Here is a 13,114-nt window from a genome sequence, read left to right on the forward strand (position 1 = left end):
CAATGCCATAAGAAGAACCTGAGATATTAATTAATACCTCAGGTTCTATTAAAATAAACGAAATATAAAGTATGTTTTGAAATAATACATTGATTAAGAAATCAATCCAAAAAATCAATATCATTTAACTCTCTAATTCAATATATTCTTGCGCCCACTTTTCCATAGGGACCAATGCCGTTGCTAAGGCATCACCTTTATCTGTAAGTTGGTATAAAATGTTCATCGGGCTCGTAGAAATAATTTTTTTCTCTACAAGGCCCCATTCACATAAATCTGTTAATTTTATACTTAGCGCGCGAGGCGTGATTGTTTTCAAATCACGCTTCATATCAGAAAAATGAGCAGATTTTTCTGTACATCTAGATAAGTAATTTATTATAAGACCGTTCCAACTTCTACCTACAATTTTAAAGGTTTCTTCGAGATAAGGGCAAACCTCCATGGTCATCACCTCATATCATTTATATTTTTCATAATAGAAAACGGAAATCACAACCTACAAAAAATCAGTATATTTAGTATACCACATGTATTAAATTTTTTCAGTCCAAATGTCTGCGCCAAGTGATTTTAATGTTTCAACTATATTTGTATAACCACGATAAATATGTTTTACGTTATAAATTGTAGTAACCCCTTCTGCTAATAGACCAGCTACTATAAGGCAAGCACCAGCACGCAAATCACTTGCATATACTTCTGCGCCAGTTAATTTAGATGGTTTTATTGTTGCAGTACCGTTATCGGATGAAATGTTAGCGCCCATATTTCTCAATTCGTCAACGTGTTTAAAACGCGCTGGATAAATTGTTTCAGTTACAAATGAAACACCATCAGCCATAAACAACAGCGGTGTAATTGGTTGTTGTAAGTCTGTAGCAAATCCAGGGTACACCAACGTCTTGATATCAACGCTTAAGTACGGGGCGTTTCTCTTGATAATCGCGCTGTCTTCCCCAACTTGGATGTCTACACCAAGCTCCTTTAATTTAACGGTTAATGGCTCAACATGAGTAGGAATAATATTGTTAATCGCAATGTCTTCTCCACAAGCAGCCGCTATACACATATAAGTACCAGCTTCAATTCTATCTGGAATGACTTGATGATGAGACCCATGAAGTTGGTCTACACCTTTGATTTTGATTGTACTTGTACCTGCACCTTTAATATTAGCACCTAAACTTGTTAAAAAGTTAGCCACGTCAACTACTTCGGGCTCTTTCGCTGCGTTTTCAATTACTGTTTGTCCTTCTGCACGAACTGCTGCTAGCATGATATTTATAGTAGCGCCTACACTTACAATGTCTAAAAATATATTAGCACCTATTAAGCGGTCAGCTTCAATCTTCATAGATGTTTCACTAGATTCATCAATGCGTGCACCCAATGCTTTAAATCCTTTAATGTGTTGGTCGATTGGTCTTGGACCTAAAGGACAACCGCCTGGCAAACCAATGACGCATTTTTTAAATCTGCCTAGCATCGCGCCCATCATATAATATGAAGCGCGCAATGATTCTACTTTATTATTTGGCAAGGGGGCATTTTTAATTTCATTTGGATTCACTTCTAGCGTCATTCCGTTTAAATTGGTTTTTATATTTAAATCGCCCAATAAACTCACTAGCGTTTCTACATCTGAAATCTGTGGAAGACCTTCTATCGTTACTTTTTCTTCTGCCAATATTGCTGCAGGGATTATAGCCACGGCACTGTTTTTTGCGCCATGATTATTAACTTCACCTTTAAGTGTTTGACCACCTCTGATTTTTATCACTTCTTGAGCCATTCGCTTGATCTCCTTTACCTTTCAATCAATATTTCAATTTTGTTACATTATTTGCATTATAAATTAAAAATTTATAGTTTGCAAAACACACCTATGAAACAAAATCTTTTTAAATTAATATTATGTATTACTTCACTTATATATATTTGGTAATACTATTTTTATTCCCAGTTTATTAAAGGTTAAATCCTATTTGTATGTTTTATTTAAATACTATGTAAATAACTTATGTTCAGACTTACAGTTAATCAATACATGCTAATAAATTATAACATAAATAAATAAGCCTGAGACATTACTTTTTGTCTCAGGCTTATTCGTTAAATTGGCAGTAGCTACTGGATTGAAAACACCGGTGTAACAGGATTTTCCTTCCAATTATTAATGCCTTAATGGAACAATGAAATGATATTAGATAAAGTGGATTTCTGCACTACTCCACTTTAAAATAATAATATTATTTAGCTCTATTTGAAGTGCCAAATTCTTTAATTTTACCAATTACTGTCGCTTTAATTGCTTCACGTGCTGGCCCTAAATATTTACGAGGATCGTACATTTCTTTATCTTTATCTAAAGCTTCACGTACTGCTTTAGCAGAAGCAATTTGGTTTTCTGTATTGACATTGATTTTCGCAGTTCCGAATGGAATCGCTTTTTGAATATCTTTTGTTGGGATACCAGTACCACCGTGCAATACTAATGGTAAACCAGTTGAAGCACCGATTTCTTCCATTTCTTTAAATCCTAATTTCGGTTCACCTTTATACGGTCCGTGAACTGAGCCTAATGCTGGGGCTAAAGTATCGATACCAGTTCTTTCAACAAGTTCTTGACACTCTTTAGGATCTGCGTAGATAACGCCTTCAGCAATCACATCATCTTCTTGTCCGCCTACAGTGCCTAGTTCAGCTTCTACTGACACGCCATGTTCGTGAGCATATTCAACAACTTTTGAAGTAGTTGCTATGTTGTCTTCGAATGGTTCGTGTGAAGCATCGATCATAACTGAAGTAAATCCAGCATCAATCGCTTCTTTACATTTATCAAAACTTGAACCATGGTCTAAGTGGATTGCAACTGGAATTGTAATTGCTTTATCGTGCATTAATCCTTCAACCATTTTAACTACTGTGTAGAATCCACCCATATAACGCGCAGCACCTTCAGAAACTCCTAAAATAACTGGAGCGTTTTCTTCTTGTGAAGCTTCTAATATAGCTTGTGTAAATTCCAAGTTATTTAAGTTGTATTGACCAACCGCATAACCATTTTCTTTCGCATCGATTAACATTTCTTTCATTGAAACTAAAGGCATGAAAGTTCCTCCTTAGTGCATTTGCACATATTTTTACAATCTAATTATATCAAAACCACAAGCATTTTGCATTCTTCTATTCAATTGTAAGCGTTTTTAATTTATTTTTTTATTTTATTCCTTTTAAATTACCCTTTAAATTTCTTTTTTTATATAAAATTGCAATATTTTTTACCATTAATTACAATGAGTGAATAGAACGGAGGTACATACATGTCTAAAATTTTAAATACACAATTAAACGGCGTTTTTAATCGCATCGAAGCCCAAGCGTTAGACGTTCAAATGGCTGCGCAATGTTTAATTCAAGCAATCGGAGGTGAGGGTACTGTATATGTTAAAGGGTATGAAGATTTAAATTTTTTTGAAGATTATGTCCTAAATAGTAATGAAAAACTAAAATCTAGCGCCCCGCTAGCTTCAATCAACACATTTAAAGATATTGATACTACTGATAGAGTTTTATTGTTTTCGCCTTATTATACAGAACAATTAAAAAGAGATGTTGAAACTTTAATTGATTGTGATGTTGATTTTGTCTTAATTTGTAATAAACCCAAAACAGAAATCTTTCAAGACCATCTATTTCATTTCATCAATTTAAGCACACCGAGACCGATTGTGTATACTGAGGATTACGATAAAATTGTTACGCCTCATCCAATTGCTTTTAGCTATATTTATTATGATATATATACACAAATGATTGAAATGGTTAGAGATCTAGATCTTTAGAATAATAAAACGATTTTTTACATATACTACACTTTAACCTCTACAAATTGCCCAAATATAAAAAGCGCACCTTCATTTCAAAAATGAAGGTGCGCTTTTTAAGTTTGTTACACTAAAATCATAAATGCCAGTAATAGTAATTAGCCGCATTCGAAACTTCATGAATATTAAATCATGAAGTTTTTTGGCAAAGTTAGTGATAATTATAAGAGGTCAACGTAATTATATCTACGCTACGTTTCGAAAGCACTCATAACTTTGCTATTATCATGTTAATATCTTTATTTTGTTTGTTGATACTTTAATGACGCTTCAATAAACGCTTTAAAAATAGGCTGTGGTCTATTCGGTCTTGATAAGAATTCTGGGTGAAATTGGCAAGCAACAAAGAAATCATTTTTCGGAATTTCTACCATTTCAATTAATCGTCCATCTGGGCTTGTACCTGAGAAAACCATGCCATTTTCTTCTAGTTGATCTCTATATTCATTATTGAATTCATAACGATGACGATGTCTTTCTTCTATATCTACTTCATCATAAATTTTATGTGCTAATGTGTTCTCTTTAATATGACAAGGATATAGCCCTAATCTTAACGTGCCTCCTAAATCTTCAATATCTTTTTGTTCTGGTAATAAATCAATAATAGGATGTGGCGTTGATGGATCTAGTTCTGCAGAATGCGCATTATCTAAACCAATTACATTTCTTGCAAATTCTACTGTAGCAAGTTGCATGCCTAAACAAATGCCGAAGTACGGTACATTGTTTTCTCTAGCATATTTAATAGCTGATATTTTACCTTCACTTGCTCTGAAACCAAAGCCACCAGGCACTAAAATACCATCAACATCGCTAAGTACCTCTTTAACATTGTCATCAGTAACTTCACTTGAGTCAATCCATCTCACATCAATATCTTTTTTAAATGGATAACCCGCGTGTTTAAGTGATTCGACTACTGATAAATATGCGTCTTGTAAACTTACATATTTCCCTACTAAACCAATCGTTATTTTACCATCTAAACTATTCACTGTATCTAATAAGTATTGCCATTCATCTAATTGCGTATCATATTTTGGATTTAGCTCTAAACGACGGATTACAATATCATCCATATCCTGTTGGCTCAGTTGTAGCGGTATTTCATATAATGATTCTGCGTCACGACATTCAATTACACTTTCTTTATTAATATCGCAGAACAATGCAATTTTATCTTTTAAATCTTGTGTTAATTCATATTCTGTACGTACTACAATTAGGTCTGGTTGAATACCTAACCCACGAAGTTCTTTAACGCTATGTTGTGTAGGCTTCGTTTTCATTTCACCAGCAGCTTTAATAAATGGTAAAAGTGTACAATGTACGTACATTACATTTTCGCGTCCTAAATCACTACGTATTTGTCTAATTGCTTCGATAAATGGTAATGATTCTATATCACCCGTTGTACCACCTATTTCAGTAATAACTACATCAGCATTTGTACTTTCGCCTGCTAAAAGCAAACGTTCTTTAATTTCGTTGGTAATATGTGGGATAACTTGGACTGTGCCTCCCAGATAATCACCGCGACGCTCTTTTTTCAAGACGTGCGAATAAACTTTACCAGCAGTAACGTTTGAATATTTATTTAAATTAATGTCGATAAATCTTTCATAGTGACCTAAATCTAAATCTGTTTCTGCACCATCATCTGTCACAAAAACTTCACCGTGTTGATATGGACTCATAGTGCCAGGATCAACATTTAAATATGGATCAAATTTTTGGATTGTAACTTTTAATCCTCTATCTTTTAATAAACGTCCTAAAGATGCTGCTGTGATACCTTTACCTAGTGAAGATACAACTCCACCAGTTACAAAAATAAATTTTGTCATTTTCTGCCTCCTATTATTAAAACAGTAATTCATTCAATACCAACAAAATATATGGCATGTACTATTAAACATTGAAGTAATTATCATTTATGTAAACGCCTATTTCCTATTGTTCATATGATAAAAGCATAACCCCGGAAAATAGCGTCATAAATTAATATTTTATAAACTTTATATAGTAATTCAAATAAAAAAATCGCTCCCTCTCACAGTATTTGTAAGGGGGAGCGTATAACATTTATACACGTCGTCCTAATTTAAGGAGCCCGAATAAAATTTTATCATTTTCACGGGAAAAGTCAAATGAATATTAGTAGATAATGAATTATTTTTCTTCCTCTTCTTCGTCATCTTCATTTTCTTCATATTCCTCTTCTTCTTCTAAATCTTCATCTTCTTCCTCTTCTTCGTCGATCACGATTTCATTCTCAGGAATTTCTTCGTCAACTTCTTCTTCATCTGGGTCTTCTGGATCTTCTAAAGTTTCTTGGTCATCCGTCGCTGTCGGGATATCATCATCTTCGTCTGCATCATCTTCGCCAAGTAATTTCAATGTTTTATCTTCTTCATCTTCTTCTTCTAAAATATCGAATTTTTGAATCGTTGGCGCTATTTTTTCTTCAATGTCTGCTACTGAATACCAGTCACGTAGTCCCCAAATATTTTCCCCAACATTTAAGAAACGACCATCTGTATTCAAATCAGTATAGAATTGTACGATTCTATTTTCAATCTCATTATCTTCGTAATGACCAAGCGCTTTAAATTCATCTATGATATCATATAAATTCATTGTATCGCCTTTTTCAAGTAATAACGTATAGGCCATATCGATAAATGATTTCTCATCAACCATTTCTTTTGTGTAATCTTGAATTCTCATTATTTATTCTTCCTTTCAGAGGCATTTATGCATTTATCCAAATCAGTACTGTTCATCTTAAGTAATAATAACAAAAGTAAATTATAAATGGCAATCCTTGATTTCGCAAACGCATTTAATAATTTATATATTTTTCAAATACAGCAAAATCTTCGCCACTTTCAATTTCAACAAAGTTACTGTTTATACATAACGGTTTTAATTCATTGCGTTCCCCGTACAGCGTTATCGTAACAAATTGCGCGCCTACAAATTTTTTTCGAATATAGGTTGGCAGTTGTCTTAATGCACTTTCAGCAATACCGTTATGTCTCTCACCTTTATTCACTTCAATAGAATTTATATTAATTCGTTGCTGATGTTGCTCGATTGCAATAAAACCAACTTTACTGCCATCCTTAATCATATCAATCATATGATGCGTTTCGAAAGGTGATTCGTTATCATTAGGTTTTAATTTTAATGAAGATACATGCTTCGAATCTAAATCTAAATAATATAAACGTTCCTTACCAATAGGTCCTTCTTCTTTTGTAGCAGTATGCATAAAGCCTGCCCGTTCGTATACATTCCATGCGCCTTTATTTTCAGCATCTACGACTAAATACAAATGATTAAAACTCGGAAATAACTTTTGTACGTATTGTGGTAAATGCATCATCATTTTTGTACCATACCCACATCCTTGGAAACGTTCATTTACAGATAAAGATCGCACATATATGACTTGTTTGGGTGTGTCATAACCCTCGTGTTGATAATATTGATGTAGCACAAAGAAGCCTACTACTTCTCCATCTTCATTTAATGCAATATTAGCTATTCTATCTTTATCACTGAGCGCATCGTCGAGTACATCTTTAGGTAACGAGGAGTATATTTGTTGCCGCTCGCTTAATTTAAAATGATGTAATGCAGTTTTATACTTATTTTCAAATACTTGTATCGTAATATTTTCAAACGATTCTTTAATAAACATATCTTATCCCCTATTATTTTAACTTGTTAATTAGTTATTAATACCACATTTGATTTAAAATAATCGAAATATGAATATTTCAAATTACTAATAGTTCAAAAAACAGTTCACATTCCAATTTACTCCAGGTTACTTTTCACTTCATCATGCCCATCATTTTAGAATGCTTTAGGAATATCACCATACTTGACCTTACTTTATGAATTATACATTTCTTTTTAAGGGGACAAACCGTCGAACGTTAATCATGATACTATGCGTATCATGACGCATTTACATTTATACGCCCGGGACGTTAATTTGTGAGGTTATTACCATCTACTAGCCGTTTAGAATATAGTTTTTTCCTTTGTACTACCAAATACGTTTTTGTAAAAAGTATGCTTTGTTTATCTTGCTATTCTAATAAAAAGGCTGGACATCGTTCAAATTATCCCTTTCCAATTCTCTATATTTGATTTTCCTAAATTTTATTATAATATAAGTTATAACGTAAATATTTTAGGAGGATAAATAGATGAAAATAGGCATTGATGCCGGTGGAACGCTCATAAAAATTGTCCAAGATTATGATGGAAAACGTGAATATTCTACCAGATTAACCACTGAAATTAATGAAGTCATCGAGTGGTTAGACCGACAAGTGTGTGAAAGTATTAGTTTAACAGGAGGACAAGCTGGTACTATAAGAGATAGGTTAACGTGCCCATCTCGGATTTTTGTAGAGTTTGATGCTGCTGCAAATGGACTTGAAATTTTATTAGAGGAGCAAGGACACCAATTAGACAATTATATATTTACCAATGTAGGGACGGGCACATCACTTCATTTTTCAGACGGTAAAAAACAACAACGTGTCGGCGGTGTAGGCGCAGGTGGCGGAATGATACAAGGCCTTGGTTACTTGCTGACTGGACTGAAAGACTATAAACAATTAACAGACACAGCCCAAAAAGGCGATCGTGAATTCATTGATTTAAAAGTAAAACACATTTATAAAGATAGTGAACCACCTATTTCAGGTGATTTAACTGCTGCAAATTTTGGCCATGTATTACATAACTTAGATAAAAGCTTCTCTAACGCTGATAAATTAGCATCATTGATTGGAGTTGTAGGTGAAGTCATTACTACGATGTCTATTACAGTCGCAAGAGAATATCAAACTGAAAATGTAGCTTACATTGGGTCTTCATTCCATAATAATGACTTACTAAAAGAAGTTGTTGAAGATTACACTGTATTACGTGGTTTTAAACCCTATTATATTGAACACGGGGCATTTTCTGGTGCGTTAGGCGCAATACATCTTTAAAACAATTATTACCATGAAATAAGTACGCTGAAATGGATTCAATACTTATTTCATGGTAAAAAATAGGAACAGTTACTGTCTTAAATATGCTGCATATTTATAACTAGTAACTAGATCCATCACTTCATATATTTCTCGACTAAAACGGTAATTGATCTAACATTTTTTGCGCTGATACTACAGTGCCTACTACGCCCGGTTTCAAATCAACAGCTACTGCTTTGTCATCATCTCTCAAAATATCTAACCATTCTGCAAATACTTCGCCTTCTACTTCGATAATATCGCATTCTTCAAAATCTTCATTTCTTACTTTTTCAGCCCTATTTCGGATACTCCACACCGGCATGATGTGCGGTTTTTGGTGTTCATCATCACTGATCATTATAAATTGCTTAGCCTCTTTATTAGAGAGACCGAATACAGCATCTTCTTTAGCAACATCCATTACAAATTCTTTTAACCGAATTTCATCCAAATCTGACATTAATTCATTCGTTGCTTCAACAATATTAACTAAATCTCCATCAGTTTGTGAGGAAGGATCCATCAATACTTCCTCACCTTCTTCGAACACATCGTCTATTTCATATGTTACAAAACGATCAATATCAATTTTTTTAATTTGGTCATAATCGGTGTCATGTTTAGTTAAGAAAGTCTCAGCTGTTTCTTTATTTGTCCAAACACAGATAATTTCCTTTCCTAATACTTCATGTCTAATGAGTTGTTTTGATTTTGTTGCTACATAAAAAAATTCATTTACTAGTATATCTTGAAAAAATGAACTTGCTTTATAAGACATAATTACACCTTCAATTCATTTATATTATTTAACCATATTTAGAATATAAATGAGTCTATTGCTAGAGTCAATTAACGCCACACAATTCACTTCGAAATTTTAAAGCATCCAATAAATATACTCAGATTTCTACAATAATCAAACATCATTTGTAATTTTTCACTTATTAGACTTTTAATTCATTTAAAAATTGTTGCTCTAAACAAGCTACTTCTTTTTTGTCCTTCCCATGCCAAATACAAGCGCATCTTGAAGACACATGCCCGTTTTCATACCAGTCTCCATCATAATAAGCTAATGGAAATAAATGATTATTTTTCACATACTTTAAAATTGTATTAAAAAAATGTTCATTATTATCTGGTGCGATATAACTATAAAACTTTTGGTATCCATCTTGTATGACTGGCTCTAACAACAACATGCTGGTAGAACCATTTTGTCTAAAATTTAAATCAATCGCAAAAATATCTCCATTTTTATCTAACAATAAATCAAATCCTGCAATTCCAATAAAACCTTTGGATACGCCAATTTCCATAATTTCTCTTCCAGCTTGAATAATGGATTCAGGCACATCATGTACATTTTCGTTGCCGTTATAATGTCCGTATTCATCTGTTAATTGCTCTGAAGTTCCAATATAACGAATGCCTTCATCTTTTTCATATGCAAATTGCACACAATAGTTGGCTATTTCTTCTATTTTTTGTTCAATAATCAATGTATGTGTTTCTTCCTGTGCTTCTGCGATTCGAGATTTAGCTTTAGTTAAATCTGACTCATTATAACAAATCATAACCCCATAACCGCCAGCTGTCGGCAAATCATCGCCCGGCTTCACGACAAAAGGGAATCGCCAATGTGATACTGCATCTTCAAAATCGCAAATATTCACAACATCACGTGCGGGTAAATATTTATGGTTTGTCCATTCTGGTATGCGTGCTTTATTATTTAAAGCTACAAAGACATCTTTATCTATAGCATAATATTTTTGCTCTAAAATCGATTCGTTATGGATATATTGAAAATAAATGCGTTTACGGTCTTGCTTAGCTAATTTATTTATCGTTTGCTCGTAACTTTGTTGGTCATAAAAAGTATAAATATTTGTAGGCATCGTTTTGCCGATTGTATCAAATAAAATTTTCAATTTATCTGTAACATTCGCTTCATGCACTATAACAGGTATTTGATCAGCGATAATAAGCTCTCTACCTGTTAAAAAATTGGATTGGTGTTCTTCTGGGTTTAACCATGGATTTGAAACATAAGATGGTCTAGCAGTATATACTACGTCATTGTTATATATATCACTAAGTGTTAATTTAGGGTGTTGCATGCTTAGTTTTTTCATTTTTTGTACCCCTTTGTATAATGGTGCTCCTCAATAATCGCGTTAAATACTGACTTATTTTCTATTAATTCTAATCCCATTAATGCAAGGATTTTTGCTCCTCTGATTAAAGCTTGGTCACCATGTTTATTACCTGCTGCTTCTCTGAAACGGTGCGTGTGGCCTACTAAGTTTCTAGAACCAATTTTAATATGAGGGTGAATGGTTGGGACAATATGACTTACATTTCCAGTATCTGTAGAACCATAACCAAAATCATCGTCAATAACTGCTTCTCCTACTTTTGTTGCGTACTTAACAAATAAATCATCCAATTTTGAAGATTTTATAAATTCATTTACGCCGTTTTGAATAGGACCAAATTCATACTCACATCCAGTTTGAATCGCAGCGCCTTTTGCAATTTGGCCTACCCTTTCTGTTAATACATCTAATTCTTTACGAGATGTTGCTCGTGTGTAAAAACGAGCATGTGTATAATCTGGAATAATATTTGCTGCTTTCCCGCCATCTAAAATAACACCATGAACTTTTTGGCTTTTTTTAATATGTTGCCTCAATTGAGCCACACCATTAAAGTAAGATATCATGGCATCTAAAGCATTTCTAGCTTCTTCAGCATTTTCAGAAGCATGTGTACTTCTACCATAAAATTTAATATCTAAAACATCTACCGCCAAAGTATTGATTGTCCTATAAGTTTCATTGCCGGGGTGTACCATGAGCGCGACATCTAATTCATCAATAATACCTTCTTTTACATAGGAGGCTTTAGCGCTACCATTGACACCACCTTCTTCAGCAGGACAGCCAAGGATGATAATTTCTCCACCAAGTTTGTTAATTACCTGTTTCAATCCAACGCCTGCTAAAACACTCGCCGTTCCAATAATATTATGACCACATGCGTGACCTAGACCAGGTAAAGCATCATATTCAGCTAAAAACCCAATTGTTGGGCCAGTTAATCCTGAATCATAACGAGCGATGAAACCAGTCGCATGACCTGCAATATTCGTTTCAACTTCAAAGCCATGTTTTGTTAAATCTTCAATTAATGTTCTTGAAGCAAATATTTCTTCATTTCCTAATTCAGGTCTTTGATGAATTTGATGGCTCATTTCTACATATGTTAATTTTTCATTTTCTATATAATCTAACACTGTTTGTTCATGTCTCATTTTCAATATCCCCCTGTATTCAAGTTCATTGTATTATCTATTAATTATGTTTTTGAATGATACATCATCAATAACAGATGTGCAAAATATATTTTAATTATTACTCATTTTATCGGGTTTATTTAATTCTGTCATTATTTTTTTGAATTTCAAAAATAATAGTATTATCTTTATCTTTATAATTTATAGAAATTGTAAATACCACCCGCTCTTGTTACAATTACATTAATAATTAATTTTAGGAGGATATCATATGCCAAAAATGAACGTTGAAAGTTTTAATTTAGATCATACAATTGTAGTGGCACCATTTGTTAGACTTGCAGGTAAAATGGAAGGTGCTAATGGAGATGTTATTCATAAATATGACATCCGTTTTAAACAACCTAATAAAGAGCATATGGATATGCCTGGTTTACATTCACTTGAGCATTTAATGGCTGAAAATATTAGAAACCATTCAGATAAAGTAGTTGATATCAGTCCAATGGGTTGTCAAACTGGTTTTTATGTATCATTCATCAACCATAATGATTATGATGATGTGTTAAATATCATTGAAAATACAATTCAAGATGTGTTAACGGCTACAGAAGTACCAGCATGTAATGAAGTCCAATGTGGGTGGGCTGCTAGTCATTCATTAGAAGGCGCTAAAACAATTGCACAAGTCTTTTTAGATAAAAAAAATCAGTGGAACGATATATACGGTAAAGGCCAATAAACGATAATCACGTTAAATGGAAATTAACAATAATAAAAAAGGAAGGCTAAGGTCGGCACGGAACCCTTAAAATGGGAACTTATTAAAAACACTATTTTCTAGGATGCTAATTTCCTGAATTCTAAAG

12 protein-coding genes are annotated in these 13,114 nt (G+C 33.3%); 3 read left to right on the forward strand and 9 right to left on the reverse strand.

Translation table 11 applies throughout. The annotated features are described in order from the left end of the window. Positions 1–124 precede the first annotated feature (124 nt). The 3 genes from KA900_RS13480 to fdaB all read right to left on the reverse strand — a co-directional run bounded on the left by KA900_RS13480 (position 125) and on the right by fdaB (position 3,113). Complete coding sequence (locus KA900_RS13480) at positions 125–445, reverse strand: winged helix-turn-helix transcriptional regulator (RefSeq protein WP_096808770.1); 321 nt, start codon at positions 443–445, stop codon at positions 125–127. A gap of 90 nt (positions 446–535) precedes the next feature. Beyond that, the gene (locus KA900_RS13485) at positions 536–1,795 is read right to left on the reverse strand and encodes a UDP-N-acetylglucosamine 1-carboxyvinyltransferase (protein ID WP_096808769.1); all 1,260 of its coding nucleotides are present in this window, start codon (positions 1,793–1,795) and stop codon (positions 536–538) included. A 457-nt stretch (positions 1,796–2,252) separates the two neighbouring features. Next, positions 2,253–3,113, reverse strand: a complete 861-nt coding sequence (gene fdaB, locus KA900_RS13490; protein ID WP_096808768.1) for a class IIb fructose-bisphosphate aldolase FdaB — start codon at positions 3,111–3,113, stop codon at positions 2,253–2,255. Between the two features lie 213 nt (positions 3,114–3,326). Here fdaB and KA900_RS13495 point away from each other — a divergent pair, with 213 nt between their 5' ends. Continuing rightward, positions 3,327–3,848, forward strand: a complete 522-nt coding sequence (locus tag KA900_RS13495; protein WP_103373673.1) for a DUF2529 family protein — start codon at positions 3,327–3,329, stop codon at positions 3,846–3,848. Between the two features lie 281 nt (positions 3,849–4,129). Here the strand turns inward: KA900_RS13495 and KA900_RS13500 are convergent, their stop codons facing one another. The 3 genes from KA900_RS13500 to KA900_RS13510 all read right to left on the reverse strand — a co-directional run bounded on the left by KA900_RS13500 (position 4,130) and on the right by KA900_RS13510 (position 7,602). Continuing rightward, the gene (locus tag KA900_RS13500) at positions 4,130–5,740 is read right to left on the reverse strand and encodes a CTP synthase (RefSeq protein ID WP_096808766.1); all 1,611 of its coding nucleotides are present in this window, start codon (positions 5,738–5,740) and stop codon (positions 4,130–4,132) included. 325 nt (positions 5,741–6,065) lie between these two features. Further along, positions 6,066–6,623, reverse strand: coding sequence for a DNA-directed RNA polymerase subunit delta (rpoE, locus tag KA900_RS13505; RefSeq protein ID WP_115342026.1), 558 nt, complete (start codon positions 6,621–6,623; stop codon positions 6,066–6,068). Positions 6,624–6,738: 115 nt separating this feature from the next. Then, positions 6,739–7,602: a GNAT family N-acetyltransferase gene (locus KA900_RS13510; RefSeq protein ID WP_115342025.1), complete on the reverse strand. Its 864-nt coding sequence runs from the start codon at positions 7,600–7,602 to the stop codon at positions 6,739–6,741. Positions 7,603–8,119: 517 nt separating this feature from the next. Here KA900_RS13510 and coaW point away from each other — a divergent pair. After that, a complete protein-coding gene (gene coaW / locus KA900_RS13515) occupies positions 8,120–8,917 on the forward strand; it encodes a type II pantothenate kinase (protein ID WP_096808763.1) in 798 nt (265 codons plus the stop codon). A 139-nt stretch (positions 8,918–9,056) separates the two neighbouring features. On the opposite strand, the gene KA900_RS13520 is transcribed toward coaW, so the two are convergent. From KA900_RS13520 to KA900_RS13530, 3 genes are all read right to left on the reverse strand, one after another. Further along, on the reverse strand, positions 9,057–9,722 hold the full coding sequence (locus KA900_RS13520) for a DUF2750 domain-containing protein (protein WP_103373367.1): 666 nt from the start codon (positions 9,720–9,722) through the stop codon (positions 9,057–9,059). Between the two features lie 166 nt (positions 9,723–9,888). After that, positions 9,889–11,082, reverse strand: a complete 1,194-nt coding sequence (ldmS, locus tag KA900_RS13525; protein WP_103373481.1) for an L-aspartate--L-methionine ligase LdmS — start codon at positions 11,080–11,082, stop codon at positions 9,889–9,891. After that, complete coding sequence (locus KA900_RS13530) at positions 11,079–12,263, reverse strand: M20 family metallopeptidase (RefSeq protein ID WP_107644386.1); 1,185 nt, start codon at positions 12,261–12,263, stop codon at positions 11,079–11,081. Before KA900_RS13530 ends, ldmS begins: the two co-directional genes overlap by 4 nt. A 253-nt stretch (positions 12,264–12,516) precedes the next feature. Here KA900_RS13530 and KA900_RS13535 point away from each other — a divergent pair, with 253 nt between their 5' ends. After that, positions 12,517–12,987 (forward strand): S-ribosylhomocysteine lyase, encoded by a 471-nt coding sequence (locus KA900_RS13535; protein WP_096808760.1) that lies wholly within the window; start codon positions 12,517–12,519, stop codon positions 12,985–12,987. Positions 12,988–13,114 lie beyond the last annotated feature (127 nt).

The sequence above is a fragment of the Staphylococcus sp. GDY8P120P genome (genome assembly GCF_017892065.1).
Taxonomy (GTDB): Bacteria; Bacillota; Bacilli; order Staphylococcales; family Staphylococcaceae; genus Staphylococcus; species Staphylococcus nepalensis.